This is a genomic window from Pseudomonas sp. ZL2 (genome assembly GCF_054788455.1).
The window spans coordinates 19,017-41,247 of the sequence record NZ_JBGOGX010000018.1 but is presented as its reverse complement, the minus strand read 5'-3'; the positions used below and the strand labels follow the sequence as shown (position 1 = coordinate 41,247).

The 22,231-nt window shown below is 64.7% G+C and carries 15 protein-coding genes and 2 pseudogenes; 8 read left to right on the top strand and 9 right to left on the bottom strand.

All coding sequences use genetic code 11. The annotated features are described in order from the left end of the window. Positions 1-50: 50 nt before the first annotated feature. From mobA to ABM562_RS14760, 3 genes are all read right to left on the bottom strand, one after another. Entirely contained in the window at positions 51-626 is a 576-nt protein-coding gene (mobA, locus tag ABM562_RS14770) for a molybdenum cofactor guanylyltransferase MobA (RefSeq protein WP_115086476.1), read from the bottom strand. 61 nt (positions 627-687) lie between these two features. After that, positions 688-3,816: an efflux RND transporter permease subunit gene (locus ABM562_RS14765; RefSeq protein ID WP_115086477.1), complete on the bottom strand. Its 3,129-nt coding sequence runs from the start codon at positions 3,814-3,816 to the stop codon at positions 688-690. 11 nt (positions 3,817-3,827) lie between these two features. Continuing rightward, on the bottom strand, positions 3,828-5,006 hold the full coding sequence (locus ABM562_RS14760) for an efflux RND transporter periplasmic adaptor subunit (protein WP_134062490.1): 1,179 nt from the start codon (positions 5,004-5,006) through the stop codon (positions 3,828-3,830). A 156-nt stretch (positions 5,007-5,162) separates the two neighbouring features. Here ABM562_RS14760 and ABM562_RS14755 point away from each other — a divergent pair, with 156 nt between their 5' ends. Together ABM562_RS14755 and ABM562_RS14750 are read left to right on the top strand one after the other, a co-directional pair. Further along, entirely contained in the window at positions 5,163-5,864 is a 702-nt protein-coding gene (locus tag ABM562_RS14755) for a response regulator (protein ID WP_115086479.1), read from the top strand. A 6-nt stretch (positions 5,865-5,870) separates the two neighbouring features. Beyond that, a complete protein-coding gene (locus ABM562_RS14750) occupies positions 5,871-7,169 on the top strand; it encodes an ATP-binding protein (protein ID WP_115086480.1) in 1,299 nt (432 codons plus the stop codon). A gap of 15 nt (positions 7,170-7,184) precedes the next feature. On the opposite strand, the gene ABM562_RS14745 is transcribed toward ABM562_RS14750, so the two are convergent. From ABM562_RS14745 to ABM562_RS14735, 3 genes and pseudogenes are all read right to left on the bottom strand, one after another. Beyond that, positions 7,185-7,907, bottom strand: a complete 723-nt coding sequence (locus tag ABM562_RS14745; protein ID WP_115086481.1) for a DUF4434 domain-containing protein — start codon at positions 7,905-7,907, stop codon at positions 7,185-7,187. Beyond that, a pseudogene (locus ABM562_RS14740) lies at positions 7,907-9,580 on the bottom strand (NfrA family protein); the annotation flags it as partial. The gene ABM562_RS14745 and the pseudogene ABM562_RS14740, both read right to left, overlap by 1 nt. Positions 9,581-9,813: 233 nt before the next feature. Then, positions 9,814-10,707, bottom strand: coding sequence for a LysR substrate-binding domain-containing protein (locus ABM562_RS14735; RefSeq protein WP_346617215.1), 894 nt, complete (start codon positions 10,705-10,707; stop codon positions 9,814-9,816). A gap of 98 nt (positions 10,708-10,805) precedes the next feature. On the opposite strand from ABM562_RS14735, the gene ABM562_RS14730 reads away from it, so the two are divergent. From ABM562_RS14730 to yiaY, 3 genes are all read left to right on the top strand, one after another. After that, on the top strand, positions 10,806-11,234 hold the full coding sequence (locus ABM562_RS14730) for a PACE efflux transporter (RefSeq protein WP_115086484.1): 429 nt from the start codon (positions 10,806-10,808) through the stop codon (positions 11,232-11,234). 177 nt (positions 11,235-11,411) lie between these two features. Further along, positions 11,412-12,974, top strand: coding sequence for a threonine ammonia-lyase, biosynthetic (gene ilvA / locus ABM562_RS14725; RefSeq protein WP_258579209.1), 1,563 nt, complete (start codon positions 11,412-11,414; stop codon positions 12,972-12,974). A 71-nt stretch (positions 12,975-13,045) separates the two neighbouring features. Beyond that, positions 13,046-14,194 carry an L-threonine dehydrogenase gene (gene yiaY / locus ABM562_RS14720; RefSeq protein WP_115086486.1) on the top strand — a complete coding sequence of 383 codons (1,149 nt, stop codon included), beginning with the start codon at positions 13,046-13,048 and terminating at the stop codon, positions 14,192-14,194. A gap of 109 nt (positions 14,195-14,303) precedes the next feature. On the opposite strand, the gene ABM562_RS14715 is transcribed toward yiaY, so the two are convergent. Further along, positions 14,304-15,656: a GntP family permease gene (locus ABM562_RS14715; protein WP_134062498.1), complete on the bottom strand. Its 1,353-nt coding sequence runs from the start codon at positions 15,654-15,656 to the stop codon at positions 14,304-14,306. A 99-nt stretch (positions 15,657-15,755) separates the two neighbouring features. Next, positions 15,756-16,295 (bottom strand): gluconokinase, encoded by a 540-nt coding sequence (locus tag ABM562_RS14710; protein ID WP_115086487.1) that lies wholly within the window; start codon positions 16,293-16,295, stop codon positions 15,756-15,758. Between the two features lie 206 nt (positions 16,296-16,501). On the opposite strand from ABM562_RS14710, the gene gntR reads away from it, so the two are divergent. The 3 genes and pseudogenes from gntR (at position 16,502) to ABM562_RS14695 (ending at position 18,940) form a co-directional block, all read left to right on the top strand. Then, positions 16,502-17,521, top strand: coding sequence for an HTH-type transcriptional regulator GntR (gene gntR / locus ABM562_RS14705; RefSeq protein WP_115086488.1), 1,020 nt, complete (start codon positions 16,502-16,504; stop codon positions 17,519-17,521). Between the two features lie 45 nt (positions 17,522-17,566). Then, positions 17,567-18,403 (top strand): annotated as a pseudogene (locus tag ABM562_RS14700) (PAS domain-containing protein); the annotation flags it as partial. Between the two features lie 42 nt (positions 18,404-18,445). Continuing rightward, positions 18,446-18,940: a methyl-accepting chemotaxis protein gene (locus ABM562_RS14695; protein WP_371128680.1), complete on the top strand. Its 495-nt coding sequence runs from the start codon at positions 18,446-18,448 to the stop codon at positions 18,938-18,940. Here ABM562_RS14695 and ABM562_RS14690 read toward each other — a convergent pair. After that, positions 18,915-22,226: a transporter substrate-binding domain-containing protein gene (locus tag ABM562_RS14690; protein WP_460422444.1), complete on the bottom strand. Its 3,312-nt coding sequence runs from the start codon at positions 22,224-22,226 to the stop codon at positions 18,915-18,917. The genes ABM562_RS14695 and ABM562_RS14690 overlap by 26 nt on opposite strands. Positions 22,227-22,231 lie beyond the last annotated feature (5 nt).

Here is a 22,231-nt window from a genome sequence, read left to right as displayed (position 1 = left end):
CTCCCACAGGACCACACAACCTCTGTGGGAGCGGGCTTGCCCCGCGATGACTAGTTGCGCAAAAACTCCGGAGTATTGAAATTGCTCAGGCGCGGGTCTCCCTCGGCGCACTCCAGCGCCCGCACCGGATGCTGGCGCAAGGTGCGCTGCACGCCCCGATCCCCATCAGCCCAGGCCTGCTGAAAATCAGCGCGCAAGGCACGGGGAATCAGGCTGAACATCGGCTGCCAGTAACCACCCTGGCGAACCATCGCCGGTTGCTGCTGGTCATTGGCCAGGCTCATCAGCTCGAGTATCAACGCACTGTCGATCAACGGCGCGTCACAGGCCAGCACCAGCAGCCAGTCATGCCGTGCCACCGCCAGCCCCGCCAATACCCCGGCCAGGGGCCCGGGAAAGTCCGCTTCGGCATCCCCCACCAACTGGTCGGCATAGGGCCGGTAGCGGTCCTGGTTGCGGTTGCAGGAAATGATCAGGTCGTCGGTCAGGGGCCGCACCACGGCGTGGATGTGGGCGATCAGCGGTTGGCCCTGCCAGTCGAGCAGGCCCTTGTCCTGGCCGCCCATGCGCTGGCCGCGGCCACCGGCAAGGATGAGGATGGAGCAGGGGGGAGGGGCGGCGGGCATGGTCAGGGTTCCTGGCGGTATCAGCCGATCACCTTCCCATGCACGCCGCGGTCTGTCCAGATCAGCTGTCGCTGGCCACTGGCGCAGGCGTCTGGCCCCTGGCCCGGCGCTTGCCGGTCAGGCGCATCACCACGACAAAGAACACCGGCACGAACACCACCGCCAGGGTGGCGCTGAGCATGCCGCCGATCACCCCGGTACCGATTGCCTGCTGGCTGGCCGAGCTGGCACCGCTGGCAATCGCCAGGGGCACCACGCCGAGAATGAACGCCAGCGAGGTCATGACGATCGGCCGCAAGCGCAAACGCGCGGCCTTCACGGTGGCGTCGACCAGGTCGTGGCCTTCATCGACCAGGCTCTTGGCGAACTCGATGATGAGGATGGCGTTCTTCGCCGACAGACCGATCAGGGTGATCAGGCCGACCTTGAAGAACACATCGTTGGGCATCCCGCGCAGGCTGACCGCAATCACCGCGCCAAGCACGCCCAGCGGCACCACCAGCAGTACCGAGGTCGGGATCGACCAGCTCTCGTACAGCGCCGCGAGGCACAGGAACACCACCAGCAGCGACAGGCCCATGAGGATCGGCGCCTGAGCCCCGGACAGGCGCTCCTGCAGCGACAATCCGGTCCATTCCAGGCCCATGCCCTGAGGCAGTTGATCGACCAGGCGCTGGATCTCGTTCATCGCCTCACCGGAGCTGTGGCCCGGTGCCGGCTCGCCCGACACGGCAATGGCCGGGTAGCCGTTATAGCGGGTCAGTTGCACGGGGCCGGTGATCCACTTGGCCTGGACGAACGCCGACAGGGGCACCATCTTGCCGTTGCTGTTGCGCACGTGAATCTTCAACAGGTCGTCGACCTGGCTGCGCTGGTCGCCTTCGGCCTGCACCACCACGCGCTGCATGCGCCCCTGGTTGGGGAAGTCGTTGACGTAGTTGGAGCCTACCGCGGTGTTGAGCACGTTGCCGATATCGGCAAACGATACGCCCAGGGCGTTGGCCTGTTTGCGGTCGACTTCCAGCTGCACCTGCGGGCTTTCGGCCAGGGCGCTTTCGCGTACGTTGACCAGCACCGGGCTCTTTTCGGCGGCGGCGAGCAACTGGTCACGCGCAGCCATCAGGCCGGCGTGGCCGAGGCCACCACGGTCCTGCAGGCGGAACTCGAAACCGCTGGAGGTACCCAGGCCATCCACCGGCGGTGGCAGCACCGAGTAGGCGATGGCGTCCTTGAGCTGGCTGAAGGCGGCGTTGGCGCGGTCGGCAATGGACTGGGCGCTGTCATCGCTACCGCGCTCGGACCAGTCCTTGAGGGTGGTGAACGCCAGCGCCGCGTTCTGGCCGTTGCCAGAGAAGCTGAAACCGAGAATCAGGGTGCTGTTGCCGACGCCAGGTTCCGTAGCGTTATGCGCCTCGATCTGCGCTGCCACCTGTTCGGTGCGGGCACGGCTGGCCCCCGGCGGCAGCTGGATGTCGGTAATGGTGTAACCCTGGTCTTCGGTGGGCAGGAACGAGGAGGGCAGCTGGCTGAAGCCGTACACCAGCCCGGCTACCAGCACCACGTACACCAGCAGATAGCGGCCGCTGCGCTTGAGCGCCTGGATGACCCAGCGCTGGTAGCCGTTGGTCAGGCTTTCGAAGCGGCGGTTGAACCAGCCGAAGAAGCCGGTTTTCTCGTGGTGCGAGCCCTTGGCGATCGGCTTGAGCAGGGTCGCGCACAGGGCCGGGGTCAGGCTCAGGGCGAGGAACGCCGAGAACAGGATCGACACCGCCATCGACACCGAGAACTGCTGGTAGATCACCCCCACCGAGCCTTTCATGAAGGCCATCGGCAGGAACACCGCCACCAGCACCAGGGTGATGCCGACGATGGCGCCGCTGATCTGGCTCATGGCCTTTTTCGTCGCCTCGCGCGGCGCCAGGCCTTCCTCGCTCATGATCCGCTCGACGTTCTCCACCACGACGATGGCGTCGTCGACCAGGATACCGATGGCCAGGACCATGCCGAACAGGGTCAGCACGTTGACCGAGAAGCCCAGCGAGAGCATCACCGCGAAGGTCCCCATCAGCGCCACCGGCACCACCAGGGTCGGGATCAGGGTGTAGCGGATGTTCTGCAGGAACAGGAACATCACCGCGAACACCAGGGCCATGGCTTCGAGCAGGGTGGTGATGACCTGCTGGATCGAGACCTTGACGAACGGCGAGGTGTCGTAGGGGATGTCGAACTTGGCCCCCGGCGGCAGGTAGCGCGACAGCTCGTTGAGCTTGGCTTGCACCAGGGTCGCGGTTTCCATGGCGTTGGCACCGGGCGACAGCTGCACGCTGAAGGCGCTGGTCGGCTTGCCGTTGAGGCGGGTGCCGTACTGGTATTCCTGGCTGCCGATCTCGACCCGGGCGACATCGCCGATGGTCACGGTCGAGCCATCCGGGTTGGCGCGCAGGACGATGTCCTTGAACTCCTGCACGGTGCTCAACTGGCCCTTGATCACCACGTTGGCGGTGATTTCCTGAGTGCCGGTACCCGGCAGATCGCCAATGCTGCCTGGCGCCACCTGGGCGTTCTGCGCCGCGATCGCGTCGTTGACGTCATCCGGGGTCAGGTTGAAGCCAATCAGCTTGGCCGGGTCGATCCAGATGCGCATGGCCCGTTCCGAACCATACAGCTGCGCCTTGCCGACACCCTTGAGGCGGCGGATCTCGTTCATCACGTTCCGGGCGAGAAAGTCGCTCAGGGTCACTTCGTCGAGGCTGCCGTCCATGGCGGTGAGGGTCACCATCAGCAGGAAACCGGTGGAGACTTTCTCCACCTGCAGGCCTTGCTGGGTGACCGGGCGCGGCAGGCGCGACTCGACCACTTTCAGGCGGTTCTGCACGTCGACCTGGGCCAGGTCCGGGTTGGTGCCCGGCTCGAAGGTGGCGGTGATGGTGGCGCTGCCCAGGCTGCTTTGCGAGCTGAAGTAGAGCAGGTTGTCGGCACCGTTGAGCTCTTCCTCGATCAGGCTGACCACGCTGTCGTCGATGGTCTGCGCCGAGGCGCCCGGGTACACGGCGTAGATTTCCACCTGCGGCGGCGCCACATCGGGGTACTGGGCCACCGGCAACTGCGGGATGGCCAGGGCGCCGGCAAGCAGGATGAACAAGGCGACCACCCAGGCGAAGACCGGGCGGTCAATGAAAAACTGCGGCATGAATCAGGCCCTCACTGGCCGTTGGACTGAACGATGGGGAGGGCGTCCTTGCCCGCGTTATCGACCTCTACCTGGTCGCCGGCGCTGATGTGCTGCAGGCCTTCGACCACCACCCGGTCACCGGGGGCCAGGCCGTCGCTGACGATCCAGCGGTCTTCCTGCACGCTGCCCAGGACCACCGAACGCTCGCTGATGCGTTGTTCGGCATCCACCAGCATTACCTTCGGATTGCCGGCGCTGTCACGCAGGATGGCCCGCTGCGGCACACTGATGCCTTGCTGCTTGACCGCCTGCTCCAGGCGCACGCGGATGAAGCTGCCCGGCAACAGGTCGAGGTCCGGGTTGGGGAACTCGCTGCGCAGGGTGATCTGCCCGGTGCTCGGGTCGACGCTGATGTCCGAGAACAACAGCTTGCCCGGCAGCGGGTAGGGGGTGCCGTCGTCCTGGATCAGCGTTGCGCTGGCCTGGTCCTGGCCCACCTGCTGCAGCTCACCTGCACGCAAGGCGCGGCGCAGGGCATTGAGCTCGCGGGTCGACTGGGTAACGTCGGCATGGATCGGGTCCAGTTGCTGGATGGTTGCCAGCGGCGTGGTTTCGTTCTGCCCCACCAGGGCGCCTTCGGTGACCAGGGCACGGCCGATGCGTCCGGAAATCGGCGCGGTGACGGTGGCGTAGCCCAGGTTGAGCTTGGCCCGCTCCAGGGCGGCCTTGGCCGCGGCGACATCGGCGTCGGCCTGCAGGAAGGCGGCGCGGGCGTTGTCATGGTCCTGGCGGCTGATCGCATTGATACCGATCAGTTCGCGATAGCGCTGGTCCTGCAAGCGGGCCTGGAACAGCGTGGCTTCGGCGCGGGCCAGGCTTGCGCGGGCGCTGTCGAAGTCGGCCTGGAACGGCGCCGGGTCGATGCGAAACAGCACATCGCCCTGTTTGACGTCGCTGCCTTCACGGTACACGCGCTTGAGCACCACGCCTGCGACCCGCGCGCGCACCTCGGCGGTCCGTGGGGCCAGGATGCGGCCATTGAGCTCGGTGGTGATCGCCAGCGGCTGGACGCGCACGGTCTCGACCTTGACTGCGCTTGGCGGGGCCTTTTCTTCGGCAGGCGATTTATCGTCGCAGGCGCTCAGGGCGAAGGTGATCAACAACAGCGGCACCAGGGCGCGCAGACGGACGGGACTTGTACTGGACATGCGGATCTTCCGAAAATGACCCGGCAATGCTAAGGCAGGCGACCGACGGGCAACAGTTAAGCTGTGTAGGCCATATGTAAAAAAGTGTGAAGCTTTACCCAGCGAGCGCTTGAGCTCTTATATCCTGCCTGACTTTCCCAGCCTGTCAAACTACCCATGCCCAATATTCTCCTGGTCGAAGATGACTGCGCCCTGTCCGAACTGATCGCCAGCTACCTGCAGCGCAACGACTTCAGCGTCAGCGTGATTGCCCGTGGCGATCATGTCCTGGCCGAAGCCCGGCGCAACAAGCCGGACCTGGTGATCCTCGACCTGATGCTGCCGGGCCTCGATGGCCTGCAGGTATGCCGCTTGCTGCGCGCCGAGTCCCAGGCCCTGCCGATCCTGATGCTGACCGCCCGCGATGACAGCCACGACCAGGTGCTGGGCCTGGAAATGGGCGCCGACGACTACGTGACCAAACCTTGCGAGCCGCGGGTGCTGCTGGCCCGGGTGCGCACCTTGCTGCGCCGCAGTTGCATCAACGAACCGCGACTTGAGAGCGACCTGATCGTGGTCGGAGGCCTGCGCATCGACCTGGCCGAGCGCAACGTGTTCTGGCGCGAACAGCCGGTGGAGCTGTCCAGCGGCGAGTTCAACCTGCTGGTGGTGCTGGCGCGCAATGCCGGCGTGGTGCTCAGCCGCGACCGCATCCTCCAGCAATTGCGCGGCATCGAGTTCAACGGCACCGACCGCTCGGTGGACGTGGCGATTTCCAAGTTGCGGCGCAAGTTTGACGACAGCGCCGGCGAAGCGCGCAAGATCAAGACCGTGTGGGGCAAGGGCTACTTGTTCAGCCGCGTCGAGTGGGAGTTCTAGCGGCCCATGCTGAAGATCCTCATCCGCCTGTACCTGATCACCATCGTTGCCTATGCCGGGGCGATCTTCCTGATCCCGGATGCCATCGTCGGCGCCTTTCACCAGCGCTTCATCGCCTACAACCTCGACCAGGCGCGGGGCGTGCAGCGGTTGATCGTCAAGCAGTTCGAGCAGGTGCCGCCCAGTGAATGGCCGGCCAAGGCCAGGGAGCTGGCGGCGGATTTCGCTCCGCTGCAGATCGAGTTGCGCCGCCAGGATCAGATCGGCCTGTCGTACGAGGAGCGTGACCGTCTCAACGCCGGCCAGAACGTCGTGCGCCTGGGGGATTGGGGCTATTACGAAACCGCCCTGGCGCCGCTGGACGACACCTGGCTGGTGGAGCTGAGCAACCCGCCCGACCCGCTGGACATCAGCCTGCTGTCCTGGGTAGTGACCGTCCTGATTGGCGCCGCCCTGCTCGGTTGCCTGCTGTTCTGGGTCTGGCCGCACTGGCGCGACCTCGAACGGCTCAAGGAAACCGCCCGACGCCTGGGCCAGGGCCAGTTGTCGGAGCGCACCCATATTCCGCCGCGCTCGAACATCGGCGAACTGGCCCAGGTGTTCGACACCATGGCCCAGGACGTCGAGCGCCTGCTGACCCAGCAGCGCGAGCTGCTCAATGCCGTGTCCCATGAACTGCGCACGCCACTGACCCGCCTGGACTTCGGCCTGGTGCTGCTGTTCGACGAGGTGCCGCCGAACTGCCGCAAGCGCCTGCTGGAACTGGTCGGGCATGTGCGCGAGCTGGATGAACTGGTGCTTGAACTGCTGTCCTACAGCCGCCTGCAGAACGTCGATCAGGCCCGCGAGCGGGTCGAGGTGTCGCTGCTGGAACTGGTCGACAGCATCCTCGGCAGCTTTGCCGAGGAACTCGATGGCCGCGGCATCGAGTGGCAGGTGCGCGCCGACGACAACCTGCCGCGTTTCATCCTCGACCCGCGCCTGACCGCCCGCGCTTTACAGAACCTGGTGCGCAACGCCATGCGCTACTGCGACGGGCAGATCCTCCTGCGCCTGAGCCTCGACCCCCAGGGCCATTGCCTGCTGACCGTGGAGGATAACGGCATCGGCATCCCCCACGACCAGCGCGAGCTGATCTTCCAGCCGTTCTACCGCCTGGACCGCAGCCGCGACCGCACCACCGGCGGCTTCGGCCTGGGCCTGGCGATCAGCCGCCGGGCCATTGAAGGCCAGGGTGGCACGCTGACGGTGGGGCAGTCGGCGCTGGGTGGCGCGCAGTTCAAGATCAGGCTGCCACGCGGTTGATGGGATGTCCTGGCCTCAGTGTGGAACAAGGGTTGCTTGCGCAGTGACGATATCGATGCTCGCGGGCAGGGCGTCCAGGTAACCCTGGCGTACCAATGGAGCCAGGCGTGAGCTGCCGAGGCCATCCTGCCACCAGACCCGCAGCTTGAGGCTGGCCAGTTGCTCGAGCCAGCGGGCGTTGACTGCCGGGCTCAGGCGTCCGGCACTGAAGGCGCTGATATGCAGGGGCGCATCGAGGCGGCGGTTGAAGGCCTGCAACTGGGTGTATAGCGCCTGGCGGCGATCAGCACTGTGAAAGTGCAGGTCGTCTACCGTCATCGGAAGGTACCAGCCTGTAACAGGCAGTTGCCACTGTTCGCGCACTTTGCGTTGCTGGGCCAGGGACTTGCCCAGCTGGGTTTGCCAGTAAGCCATCAGGCCGACGCCGTCCAGTTCGTCGATGTGCTGATCGTAGGCCGCGTCCCGGTACAGCCCCAGCACCAGCTGCAGGCCTTGTTCGTGGGCCAGGCGCAAGGTGTTGGCCAGCCATCCCTGAGCGCCCCCGAAGTCGTTGGCGCCGTAGGCGCTCCATTGCACGATCAGGGTCTTGCCACCCTGGGCCGCGGCGGCTTTCCACAGCGTGCGCCATTGCGCCTGGCTCAGTTGCGCGTCGCGCTCCAGCGGTTGGTAGAACAGGTGTTCGTCAGCCGTTGCCGACAGGCTCAGGGCGAACAGCAGCACAGCGATCAAGCGGCGCATCAAATGGTCAACTCCGCACCCAGCAACAGGCCGTTGGCATGTTCATAAAGATTGCCGCCCAGCGATTGCTGGTATTCGGCGCGTACTTTCAGCGAGCCGCGATAGGCGTTGTAGCGGTCATCGTCGAACCACCACTGCCAGCGCAGGCCCAGACCCGTGCGCAGGTCCTGTCGCCAGTCGTTGCTCGGGTCCTGGCTTGAGAACTCGAGAAAACCGTACGGCATCAGGGTTTGCGCCGTGTCGCTGGGCAGCTTCCAGGTGTGCCCGCGCTGGTAGCGCGACAGCCATTGGTGATCGCCTGCGCGGGTCCACCAGGCGGCGTCGTGGTAAAGGAAGCGCTCGTCCCACTCGTCCTCGTCAGCCCGCCAGTCGTTGCGCCATTTGCCCTGGTCAAGGAACGAGGCGGTCGCGCGCAGCAGCAGGTCGTTACTCGTTTCGGCGTGGCCGCGCAGGTCGCCATAGTTGTCGCCGACCTTGCTCGGGCTGATCAACTGGCCGAGGGTCAGGCCGCCGTACTGGGCATCGTCGATCTGGCGCTGGTGATAAAGCTCGCTGTACAGGTTGATGTTGCGGGTACCGAAGGGCTTGTAGCGCAGGCCGACACCGGTGCCCATGCTGTGCGCGTAGTCGGTGCGGCCAGTGCCTGCGAACAGCACCCGGCCATAGACCGAAAGCGTCCTGCCGTTGTGGCTCGGCTCGTCGCCCAGGGCGTGATCCCACATCGCCATTTGCACGTTCTGCGAGGTGCCACGGCGGTCTTTACGGTCATCGCGAACGTTGTCGTTGGTCGGCATCCCGGCGGGTGCCCAGGTGCTTGCCAGGGTAATACTGTCGCGCCGCGACAATGCCTCGTGAACCCGGCGCTGATGGTACGTGCGCGCGGCCAGGCTGCCGAACACCTGGTCACCGTCGACCAGTTCCTGTTCGACATCCAGTACCCGGCGCAGCGCCTTGCGTGCAGCGCGGTTGTTTTCCACTTCGACATAACGCCAGGCCAGGGCTTCGCCGATCCGGTAGTCCTCGGGGAGGGCGCGGGTGGCGCGCTCAAGGTAGGGGATCGAGCGGGCTCGGGTCGCTTGATCTTCGGCGCCTGCCAGGCGCATGCCGTAGTCGGCGCTGTAGCGCGGCTGCTGCGGTGCCAGGCGCACGGCTTCGGCGAGCCAGGCGGTGCTTTGCTGCAGGTGGCCAGATTGCGCTGCGGTTACCGCTGCGGCGTAGTAACGATCGGCGCGGGGCTGGTGCTTGAGGACCTGGCGCTGGTAGTCCATGGCATCCTGCTCCTGGAGTTCGCGCTGGGCGATGGCGGCGCCTAGCGCCCAGTCATCGGCCGTTATAGGCGTTGCCTGTTTCCAATAGGTGTGCGCCAGGTAAGAATTGTCGGCATTCAGCGCACTGCGCGCGGCAGTAAGGCGGGCGCTGGCGGTCCACTCGCTGTCGGCCAGGCTTTTCCAGATCCCCAAGGCGGCAATGGAATCACCCGAGGCTTCCAGGGCTTGGGCCAGCGGCAGGCGGCTGCCGCTGTCGCCGAGGTCTTCGGCGGCCTGGTAGTAGACCACCGCTTCACCGGGGCGCTCGGGCATGGCGCAGTCGCCCAGGGCGCGCAACTGGCTGACGTCGACAGGGTAAGCGGGCGTTGTCTGACGCAGCTGCTCGCACGGGCCGCTGTCGGCCAGGCTGGGAGCGGCGTAAAACCACAGCAGGACGCTGGCCAGTTGCATCGGCCCACGCAGGTGCTGGTTGATAGAGTGATGACTGACCCGCTTAGGTAGCGCGGCATCGTCCTGATGCATGTCGAGAACCGCGAGCATGAGCCGGGTCTCCTCCTTCTGCCAAGGGGCTGGGATAGGGGGGGTGCAAGCCGAGAGGCGCAGCAGGGTAATCAATTTGTGCGCGAGTTTGAACGGATTTAATTCGGTGCGGAGCAAATAGCGCTGCCCAGCCAATCCAGAAACGCCCGCAGCGCAGGCTCGCGCTCGCGGCCCGGCAACCACACCGCGCTGTACTGCGCGGCCGGCAAGCGCACCTCAGCGCGCCACGGTTGCAGCAAACCCTGGCGCACGCTGTCGGCCACCAGCACGTTGCTGGCCAGCACCAACCCATAGCCGGCAGCGGCCGCCTGCAGGGCATGGTGCTCATCGTCATAGTGATGAAAACGCGCCCGCTGCAGCCAGTCTTCACACCCGGCCAATGCACACCAGCGGGCCCAGTCGATGACCACGCCACTGACCGAAACCCACGGCACCTCGATCAACGACAGGGGCAGATTGGCAGGCAGCGGCTGCCAGCCGGGCGGGGTGTATACCGAAAAATGCTCGGCCAGCAACGGCAACCGCTGCAACGCCGGGTCAGGATTGAATTCGGCACGCAAGGCCAGGTCGAAACGGTGCTCGCGCTGCAGGTCGACCACCTCGCTGCCGGTCAGCACCCGCACTTGAATGTCTGCGTGGCGGCGATGGAAATCACCCAGCCGCGGGATCAGCCACGCGCTGGCAAAGGCCGCGGTAGTGGTCAAGGTCAGTTGCTGGCGATCGCACGGCGGTTGCAGGGCATCGACGCTGCGCTGCAGGTTGGCCAGGCCCTGGTGCACCTGCAGGTACAGACGCTCGCCGGCTTCGCTGAGCCTGACACCTTGGCTGCTGCGCTCGAACAGCAGCAGGCCGAGGTGCGACTCCAGGCGTTTGATCTGGTGCGACACCGCCGCCGGGGTGACCGCCAGTTCGTCGCTGGCAGCCTTGAAGCCGCCCAGGCGGGCCGCCGATTCGAAGGTGCGCAGGGCAGTCAGGGGCAGTTTGGCGAACACGGTGCTCAAGCCAATTGAGGGAGGCTCAATTTAGCTCAATTGAACCGGCGCCTCAACGCGGCTAGGGTGGGGCTTCATTGACGCTCAGGGAGCCGGACATGCAAGGCAAGGCGCGCAAGATCGTCCAGGCCATTCTCTACGAAACCATCGCCGTGCTGTGCGTGGCGCCGGTCTTGTCCTGGGCCTTCGATGCCGGCATGGCCCACTCCACGGTGCTGTCGCTGATTCTCTCGGCGGTGGCCCTGGCCTGGAACATGTTCTACAACTGGGCGTTCGAGTACTGGGAGGCGCGCCAGGCCCAACGCCAGCGCACGCTGTGGCGGCGCTTTCTCCACGCGCTGGGCTTTGAAGGCGGGCTGGTGCTGATCCTCTTGCCGGTGGTGGCCGGCTGGCTGCAGATCAGCCTGTGGGCGGCGCTGTTGACCAACCTGGCGCTGTTCGTGTTCTTCTTCGGCTATGCCTTTGTCTTCCAGTGGGCCTTCGACCGGGTATTCGATGTGCCCGATTCTGCGCGTGAGCCTGCTTGACTTTGCCCGGGCGGCTGCGCTAGTTTCGTGGGCATGAACACATTCCTGCAGTCGTCTCAGCACAGCATTATTACCGCCATTATCGTTTTGGCGGGCTAGCTGACACTTGCACCGAACCCGCCCTGGAGGCGGGTTCTTTCTCTCTCTCCTGGGCACTTAAAAAACCAGGAGTCACCGATGACCAGCCTTGCCGTTAGCCCCCGTACACCGTCCGCGCCGCTGAACCTGCTGTCCGACTACGTGCGGCGCATTCTTGCGGCCCCGGTTTACGACCTGGCGATCGAAACGCCCCTGCAAGCGGCGCCGGCCCTGTCGCGCAGCCTGGGCAACCAGGTGCTGCTCAAGCGGGAAGACCTGCAACCGACCTTTTCCTTCAAGATCCGCGGTGCCTATACCCGCCTCAGTCGCCTGAGCTCGGCCCAGCGCCAGCGCGGGGTGATCACCGCTTCGGCCGGCAACCATGCCCAGGGTGTCGCCCTGGCGGCTCGCGAGCTGGGCATGCGCGCCACCATCGTTATGCCGACCACCACCCCTGAACTCAAGGTTGAAGGCGTGCGTTCGCGCGGTGGCCAGGTGGTGTTGCACGGCGAAAGCTTCCCCCACGCCCTGGCCCATGCCCTGAAGCTGGCCGACAGCGAAGGCGCGACCTTCGTGCCGCCGTTCGACGACCCGGACGTGATCGCCGGCCAAGGCACCGTGGCCATGGAGATCCTCCGCCAGCAACCGGGCGAGCTGGATGCGATCTTCGTGCCGGTCGGTGGCGGCGGCTTGATCGCCGGCATCGCTGCCTACGTCAAATACCTGCGCCCCGAGGTCAAGGTGATCGGCGTCGAGCCGCATGATTCCAACTGTCTGCAGGCCGCTATGGCCGCCGGCGAGCGGGTGGTGCTGGCCCAGGTCGGCAGCTTTGCCGAGGGCGTGGCGGTGGCGCAGATCGGCGCGCATTGCTTTGAGCTGTGCCGCCACTATGTCGACGAGGTCATCACTGTCAGCAGCGATGAGCTGTGCGCGGCAATCAAGGACATCTACGACGACACCCGTTCGATCACCGAGCCGTCCGGTGCCCTGGCGGTGGCCGGGATCAAGAAGTACGTGGCCCGCGAAGGCGTGCAGGGCCAGACCCTGGTGGCCATCGACTCCGGTGCCAATGTCAACTTCGACCGCCTGCGTCATGTGGCCGAGCGGGCGGAACTTGGCGAGCAGCGCGAAGCGATCATCGCTGTGACAATCCCAGAGCAGCCGGGCAGTTTTCGCGCCTTTTGCCAGGCCCTGGGCAAGCGCCAGATCACCGAGTTCAACTACCGCTACTACCCGGGCAAAGAGGCGCGGCTGTTCGTTGGCGTGCAGACCCATCCGCAAACCGACCCGCGCGACAAGCTGCTGGCCAGCCTGCGCGAGCAGGGCTACACGGTGCTCGATCTGACCGACAACGAACTGGCCAAGCTGCATGTGCGCCACACCGTGGGCGGGCATGCCGGGCCGGGGGCGGACGAGCGCGTGCTGCGCTTTGAATTCCCCGAGCGTCCGGGGGCTTTGCTGGGCTTTCTCGAGCGCCTGGGCAAACGCTGGAACATCAGCCTGTTCCACTATCGCAACCACGGCGCCGCCGAGGCGCGGGTGTTTGCCGCCCTGGAAGTGCCGCAGGACGAACAGGCCAGCCTGCCCGAGGCGCTGGACGCCATGGGCTACCGCTACTGGGACGAAAGCGACAACCCGGCCTACCGGCTGTTCCTCGGCTGACTCAGATCAACACGGAGCAGGGCAGACAGGCGGATCCTCAAGGCAAAGGTACATTGCATGAGGATCTCGCCATGAGCAGCACGTTTTTCATTCCCGCCGTCAACATCATGGGCATCGATTGCCTCGAAGAGGCGATGGCTGCCATTGCCGGATACGGCCTGCGCAAGGCCCTGATCGTCACCGACGCGGGCCTGGCCAAGGCCGGGATTGCCGAGCGCATTGCCGAAATGCTGGCGATGCGCGACATCGACTCGGCGATCTTCGATGGCGCCAAGCCCAACCCGAGCATCGCCAACGTCGAGCAGGGCCTGGCGCTGTTGCAACGCGAGCGTTGCGACTGCGTGATCTCCCTGGGCGGCGGCTCGCCCCATGACTGCGCCAAGGGCATTGCCCTGTGCGCCACCAACGGCGGGCATATCCGTGACTACGAAGGGGTTGATCAGTCGGCCAAGCCGCAGTTGCCGTTGATTGCCATCAACACCACGGCCGGTACGGCCAGCGAAATGACCCGTTTCTGCATCATCACCGACGAAGCGCGCCACGTGAAAATGGCCATCGTCGACCGCAACGTCACGCCACTGCTGTCGGTCAACGACCCGGCCCTGATGGTCGGCATGCCCAAGGGCCTGACGGCGGCCACCGGCATGGATGCGCTGACCCACGCCATTGAAGCCTACGTCTCGACGGCCGCCACGCCGATCACCGATGCCTGCGCCATCAAGGCCATCGAGCTGATCAGCGCCAACCTGCGCCAGGCCGTGGCCGACGGCAGCGACCTCAAGGCCCGGGAGAACATGGCCTACGCCCAGTTCCTCGCCGGCATGGCCTTCAACAATGCCTCCCTGGGTTACGTGCATGCCATGGCCCACCAGTTGGGCGGTTTCTATGACTTGCCCCATGGTGTCTGCAATGCGGTGCTGTTGCCCCATGTGCAACGCTTCAACGCCAGCGTCAGTGCGGCGCGCCTGCGTGATGTGGCCAAGGCCATGGGCGTGGAGGTCGGCGCCATGAATGCCGAGCAGGGCAGCGCTGCGGCCTTGGCGGCGATCGAGAACCTGTCGCGGGCCATTGATATCCCGGCGGGGTTGGCGGTGCTGGGGGCGAAGGAGGCGGACATTCCGACGTTGGCCAGCAATGCCCTGAAGGACGCCTGCGGCCTGACCAACCCGCGGGTGGCCAGTCAGGGGGAGATCGAGGCGATCTTCAAGGCAGCTTTTTGATCTGATGTACTAGCAAGGCGTTGCCTTGCATCGCTGGCAAGCCAGCTCCCACACCGAACCTGTGGGAGCTGGCTTGCCAGCGATGGGCTGCGCAGCAGCCCGCAGATATTCAGACCACCAACGACAGCAGCATGATAAAGATGATCCCGACCACCGACAGGATGGTCTCCATCATGCTCCAGGTCTTGAAGGTCTCGGCCACGGTCATGTTGAAGTACTGCTTCACCAGCCAGAAGCCGGCATCGTTGACGTGCGACAGAATCAACGATCCCGCGCCGGTCGCCAGTACCAGCAACTCACGGTTGACCCCCGGAATCATGCCGATCACCGGCGCGACGATCCCGGCCCCGGTGATGGTTGCCACCGTCGCCGAGCCCGTGGCGATACGAATCACCGCCGCCACCAGCCAGGCCAGCATGATCGGTGAAATCTCGGCCTGCACGGCCATCTGCCCGATCACATTACCCACGCCGGTATCCACCAGCATCTGCTTGAAGCCACCACCGGCACCGACGATCAGGATAATCGCCGCGGTGGGCGCAAGGCTTTGATCGAGCAGCTTCATGATCTGCTGCCGAGAAAACCCGCGCGCCGCGCCAAAGGTGTAGAACGCCAGCAGCAGGGCCGCCAGCAGGGCGCTGATCGGGTGGCCGATCAGGTCCATCCACTGACGGACGATATGCTCGGCCGGCAGTACCACGTCGGCGAAAGTTTTCAGCAGCATCAGGAACACCGGCAGCAGCACGGTGATCAGGGTGATGCTGAAGCTTGGCAGGTTCTGCTGGTCGGACTCGCGGGCGATCTGGTCCATCAGCTCCTTGTTCGGATTGCCCGGGATGTACTTGGAGATGAAGTTACCGTACAGGGGACCTGCGATGATCGCCGTGGGCAGGGCGACGATCAGCCCGTAGAAAATGGTCTTGCCGATGTCGGCATTGAAGATGCCGATGGCCAGCAGCGGCCCCGGGTGCGGCGGCACCAGCCCGTGGACCACCGACAACCCGGCCAGCAGCGGAATGCCGATCTTGATCAGCGACACCCCGGAACGCCGGGCGACGATGAACACCAATGGAATCAGCAATACGAAGCCGATTTCGAAGAACAGCGGAATGCCGACCAGGAAGGCGGCGAACATCATTGCCCAGTGCACTTTCTGTTTGCCGAAAGCGCGGATCAGCGTCTGGGCGATCTGGTCGGCGCCGCCAGAGTCGGCCATCAGCTTGCCGAGCATGGTGCCCAGGGCCAGGACGATGCCGACAAAGCCGAGCACGCCGCCGAAACCGTCCTGGAACGATTTCATCACCTTGGCCACCGGCATGCCGGAGGTCAGGCCGAGAAAGCCGGCGGCCAGGGTCAGGGCGACAAAAGGGTGGACCTTGAAGTGGGTAATCAGCAGCACCAGGCCGATGATAGTGACGACTGCATCGAGCAGCAGGTAGGTATCAGTTGCCAAACCAAACATGGTTCAGTGCCTCGTATTGTCATTTTTGTGGGCGGAACATTTGTAGCGTTTACGGGTCGAGACAGCGCTATCTTGGGTGAGCCGAGAAAACAGCCAGGGTCAGGCCGTTCGCGCCAGCAGCGGTTCACCGCAGGGCTTTAGCCACTGGTCTACCTCGATGGCCAGCTTGTCCACCGGCAGGGTGGCGTCCAGGGGCAGGGTCAGCGGCTCGCCATGAGGCGGTTCGAGGGCGGCGAACTGGCTTTCGATCAGGCTGGCGGGCATGAAGTGGCCGGGGCGGGCCAGTACCCGGCGTTCGGCTTCTTGCGGGGTGAGTTCGAGGAACACGAAGCCCAGGTCCGGCACGGCGTGGCGCAGGGCATCGCGGTAGCGCTTCTTCAGCGCCGAGCACGTGAGGATCGGCCGTGCGCCGCTTTTGAGGGTCCGTTGCAGTTCTTCACCGAGGAGGATCAACCAGCCAGCGCGGTCGTCGTCGTCCAGGGGAATGCCGGCGCTCATTTTCTGGATGTTGGCAGCAGGGTGAAAGGCATCGCCTTCGATCAGGCGGCCGCCGCTATGGCTGGCGATGGCGGCACCGACGCAGCTCTTGCCGCAGCCAGCTACGCCCATTACCACGATTGCGGACAAGGGGGGATTCATCGGTACCTCCTGCAGGGCAAGATAGCGCTATCTTGAAGCGAGACGGCTAATGTCTCGAGCGCTTCCCACCCAGATGTTATTGATCTTGTAAAAGCAGTCTGGATGCTCATTCCTGGGCGCATGCAGTTTTGCATTGCCTGTGGTCTGAGACAGCGCTACCTTAGTGCCCGTTCCCCATTCTTTGCAAGTCGAAAATAAAACCTGTCATGACCCGCATCGGCTCCCGTACTACCGGTCGTCCCACCCTGGCTGAAGTGGCCAGGCTTTCCGGGGTTTCCCCGATTACTGCTTCGCGTGCGTTGCGCGGGGTCAGCACGGTGGCACCGGAGCTGGTCGAGAAGGTCCAGGTCGCCGCCGCCAGCCTGGGCTACGTGGCCAACCCGGCAGCACGGGCACTGGCCTCGGCACAAAGCCAGTCGATCGTGGTATTGATCCCGTCGTTGTCCAACCACCTGTTCATCGACACCCTGGAGGCCATCCACGAGGTGATGCGGCCCCGTGGGCTTGAGGTGCTGATCGGTAACTATCACTACGATATCGCCGAAGAAGAGAACCTGATCCGCAACTACCTGGCCTACCAGCCGCGTGGCATCCTGCTCACCGGTTTTGATCGCAGCGACGTGGCCAAGCAGATGCTGGCCGCCAGCGGCGTGCCCTGTGTGCACATGATGGAGCTGGGCGGTGAGGCCCAGGCCATGTCGGTGGGTTTCTCTCAGCAGGAAGCGGGCAGGGCGGCGGCGCGGCATCTGCTTGAGCGCGGCTGCAAGCGCCCGGGCTTCATCGCCGCGCAGCTTGATCCGCGGGTAATGCAGCGCGCCGAGGGCTTTCGCCAGGCCCTTGCCGAGGCCGGTATGGATGCCCACGCCCGGGAAATGCTGGCGCCGCAGCCTTCTTCAATCGGCCTGGGTGGTGAGCTGTTCGCGCAGTTGCTGCAGCGCCATGCCGACGTCGACGGCATCTTCTTCTGCAACGACGACCTGGCCCAGGGCGCCATTCTCGAAGCCCTGCGCCAGGGCATCAAAGTGCCGCAGCAAGTGGCGATGGTCGGGTTCAACGACTTGCCTGCCTCGGCGCACATGGTCCCGCGCCTGACCTCGATTCGCACCCCGCGCGCCGCCATTGGCCGTTGCGCCGCGCAGGCGCTGTTGGGCCTGCTCGATGGCAAACGTGGGCAAGTGCAAAGCCAGGACCTGGGGTTTGAGCTGATGGTTCGCGAAAGCAGCTGAAACCGCCAGTCGGCGGGCGTTGCACGGTGATGTCATAGTGCTTGCATGGCGCCAATCGCCATCTATGCTCAGCAAATCCCGAGCATGGAGTGTTGCAAAATGTTTGATTTGCATCGTAAGTCCGATCTGGCTGAAATCGAGCGTTGCACCCAGGCCTTGGGCCATATGACTGCCAAGTTGGCGGCGATCAGCCGCTCGATGGCGATGATCGAGTTCAGCCCCGACGGGATCATCCTCGACGCCAACGAGCACTTCTGCAAGACCATGGGCTACGGCGTCGAAGAGATTCGCGGCAAGCACCATCGGATGTTCTGCGACGAAGCCTTCAGCAAGAGCGAGGAGTACCGCCAGCTATGGCGCGATTTGGGTCGTGGTGAAGCGCGCAGCGGCACCTTTGCCCGTGTTGACAAGCGGGGCCGCGAAGTCTGGCTCGAGGCCAGCTACATGCCGGTGCTGGGTGCCCAGCAACAGGTCACCAGCGTGATCAAGGTCGCCTCCGATATCACCCAGCGGGTGCAGCACGAGCACGAGACCGAAAGCCTGATCAACGCGATCAGCCGCTCCATGGCGATGGTCGCGTTCACTCCGGATGGCAAGGTTATCGAAGCCAACCAGAATTTCCTCGACACCATGCATTACCGCCTCGACGAAGTGGTCGGCAAGCACCACAGCCTGTTCTGCCACAAAAGCGAAAGCGAGTCAGCGGCCTACAAGGCATTCTGGGCGTCGCTCAACCGTGGCGAGTACCATTCCCACCGTTTTGAACGGATCAACAAACTGGGGCAGATGGTCTACCTGGAGGCTTCCTACAACCCGATCTTCGACACCCGTGGGCGCCTGTACAAGGTGGTCAAGTTCGCCAGCGATATCACCCGCCAGGTCAGCACCCAGCAGACCGCCGCCGAATCGGCCCACGCCACCTCGGTGCAGAACGACGCCTGCGCACGCAAAGGCTCGCAGGTGGTGCAGCAAACCGTGCAAGTGATCGAGGAAATCTCCCAGGACCTCAACGCCGCAGCGCGCAGCATCGATGCGGTGAGCAAGCAGTCGGAGCTGATCGGGCAGATCGTCCAGACCATCCGCAGCATTGCCGATCAGACCAACCTGCTGGCGCTCAACGCCGCCATCGAGGCAGCCCGGGCCGGCGAGCACGGGCGTGGGTTTGCGGTGGTGGCCGATGAGGTGCGTAACCTCGCGGCGCGCACCAGCAAGGCGACCCTGGAGATTGTCGAGGTGGTGCGGCAGAACCATGACCTGTCGTTGACCGCCGTGGCCAGCATGCAGTCGAGCCTGAGCCGCACCGGCCTTGGCGTGGAGCTGGCCAATGAAGCCGGCGAGGTGATCCTGGAAATCCAGCAGGGCTCGCAGCACGTGGTCGATGCGATCAGCCAGATCAACTCGACCTTGCAGTTGCACTGACCCGCTGGACGAGCTGGCCGTCGAGGGTCTGCAGGCTCAGCTCCAGGTCGTTGGCCAGTGCCTGCAGTTGCTCGATGCCGGCGTCGCCGATGCAGGCTTGCTCGAGCGCTTCGCAGCGCTGCACCACGCCACGGGCCTTGAGCATCTTGGCACCGCCCTTGATGCGGTGGGCCAGGCTGCGCAAGGCATCGCGCGCAGGTGCCGGGCCGAGGGCGCGCAGGGCCTTGAGGTCTTCGCTGTTGCTCAGGGCCAGTTCCCGTAGCAAGCGCTCGACCAGCTGCGGATCACCCAGGGTCAGGTACCTGAGGTTGTCGACGTCGAAGCCGCTGGCATGCGCTTCAAGGGCATCATTGGCCAGCGCCGGCGCGGCCGGGGTGTCGAAACCGGCCAGGTGACGGCGCAGTTCATTGAGGCCGATCGGCTTGAACAGGCAATCGTTCATGCCGCTGGCCAGGCAACGTTCGCGCGCCTCGACCTGGGCGTTGGCGGTCAGGCCGAGAATCAGGCAGGCCGGGCGTTGCTGTTGTTGCTCCTCGCTGCGCAGGCGGCGCGACAGCTGGTGGCCGTCCATGCCGGGCATGTGGCAATCGGTGATGACCACATCGAAGTGCCCTTGCAGCCACAGCTCCAGCGCCGCCTGGCCATCGCCGGCCTGGCTGACCTGGTGGCCGAGGACGTGGAGCTGGCGTTCCAGCAGCATCAGGTTGGCGGGGTAGTCGTCCACCACCAGTATGTTCAATGCCCGACCGGCTGCTGCTGGTTCGCTTGCCGGCAGGGTGGCTTGCTGCACGGGCGCCACCGGCAACTGCAGTTCGATGTCGACCCGCGTGCCGCTACCCGGCTTGCTGGTCAGGCCCAGGCGGCCACCCATCAATTCGCACAGGGTGCGGCTGATCACCAGGCCCAGGCCGGTGCCCTGGCGCACCGGTTGGTCGCCCACCTGAGCGAAGTTATGGAACAACCGCGCCTGGTCTTCGGCGCTGATGCCGACGCCGCTGTCTTCCACGCTCAGCAGTACCCGCCGTAGCTGCCCGGGCTGCTGCGGGCCATAGCGCAGGGTCACTTTCACCTGGCCCTGTTTGGTGAACTTGAGGGCATTGCCGAGCAGGTTCGACAGCACTTGCTTGAGCCGCAGCGGGTCGACCATGACGCCGTCGGCCATGGCCTGCAGGTCGGTCTGCAGGACCAGGCCCTTGAGCCGTGCATTGCCTTCGAACACCCGGACGGTGGCGGCGACCAGCGAGGTCAGGTTGGTGGCTTCGTCGTTCAGCTCCATGTGCCCGGACTCGATACGGGCGATGTCGAGAATGTCACCGATCAGCGCCAACAGGCCATTGGCCGAGTCGAACGCCACCTGCAGTGAAGCGCGGTCGGCGTGCCCCTGTTCGGCGTCCTTGACCGCCAGCTCGAGCAAACCGATCACCGCGTTCATCGGTGTGCGGATCTCATGGCTCATGGTCGCCAGGAAGGTGCTTTTGGCGCGGCTGGCATCGTCGGCCTGGTCCTTGGCCAGGCGCAGTTCGTCGAGCAGGCGCTTGCTGAACCCCAGTTCGTGTTGCAGCGCTTGCTGGGCCTCGCTGCGTTGGCGGATCAGGTTGCGCAGGTAGCGGTTCCAGAACACCACCACGGCGATCATCAGGCTGGCGACGATGAGAATCCGCAGGATCAGTGAGCGGTAGTTGTACCAGGGGCTGTCGCTGATCAGTGCGTTGGTGCGCCAGCGGTTGGTCAGTTGCGCCAGTTCGTCGGGCGGGATGCTGAGCAAGGCCTTATCGAGGATCGAGTGCAGCACCCTGGCGTCCTTGGGCGTTGCAAACGAGGCGGTAATCGGCCGGTCGCCATACTGGGAGGCGATACGCAACCGATCCTTGAACAGGCGGCTGATGAAATAGGCCGCGTTGATGCGCGAGCTCAGCACCAGGTCGACCTGTTTATCCTCCAGGGCTTCCATCAATGCCAGCGGGTTATCGACCTCGATCAGCGTCAGCGTCGGGTAACGCTGCAGCAATTGCGCCTTCAAGGGGGAGTCGCGAATGACCGCCACGCGTTTGCCATCCAGCTGTTCGGGGTTTTGCCCGAACTCGCTGTCGGTACGGCACACCAGCACCCACGGATCGGTCAGGTATGGCCGACTGAAGTTGACCCGTCTGGCGCGCTCGGGGCTATAGACCAGCGTACCGGCCAGGTCGGCTTTGCCCTGTTGCAGCAACGCGATCATGGTCGCACCGGCATCGGTCTCGATGAACTCGAACTTCAGCCCCGTGCGCAGGCTGATCTGCTCCAGGACGTCGGCGGTTATGCCGCGAACCTGCTGCTGGTCATCGTAGAAACTCAACGGCGCAAAGTATTTGTTCACCAGCACACGGGTAACCGGGTGCTGTTCGATCCAGCGCCGCTCCTCGTGGCTCAGGGTCAAGGCGCCGCGATCAAGCAACATGCTGGTGCTGCCGCTGCTCCAGCGGCGCAGGATGTTCAGGCGTTCGGTTTCACTGGTGACGCCCAGTGAACGGTTGAGCAGGTGCAACAGCTTGTCGTTGCCGCGGGCCAGGGCAAAGGCGAAGGTTTCCCGCTCGTGTTTGACGAAGTGGGAAATCTGCACGCTGTCCTGAAAGCTCTTGCCGATCAGGTAATCACTGCTGATCGCATCACCGAGAAAGGCGTCGGCCTGGCCCAGCGAGACGGCCGACAAGCCGGCCATGGTCGAGGTGTACAACTGCAGGCGGGCCTTGGGGAACAGGTGCCGGACTTCTTCGTCCGGCAGATAGTGATCGACCATCGCCAGGCGCAGCCCATCCAGCTCATCATCGACGGCGCGGGTCTTGCCCTGTGGCGTGACGATCACCGGCAGATCATCGGCATAGGGTTGGCTCAGCACCAGTTGGGCGTCAGCGGCTTCAAAGCCGTTGGAGCTGCCGAGCAGGTCAATGGCCCCGGCGTGCAGGGCGGTGATCGCCTCTTTACGGCTGCTGAAGCGGCGCACTTCAATCGGGATGCTCAACAGTTCGCCGATCAGGCCGGCATAGTCGGCGGTCAGCCCTTCATACTCGCTGTGGCTGACATTGATATCGAAGGGCGGGTAATCCGGGCTGGAGGTCCCCAGGCGCAGCACGGCTTTTTCCTTCAGCCAGCGCCTGTCAGCCGGCGCCAGGGCTACGCCTTCGCCGCCAACGACTGAACGGGCCAGCAACGTGCGTGGCTCACCCGGATCAGTGGCCATGGCGCTGTTGACCAACAACGCCGACAGCAAGCCCAGCACCAGGGCCGGTAGAGCGGGGCGGATGTTCATTGGCG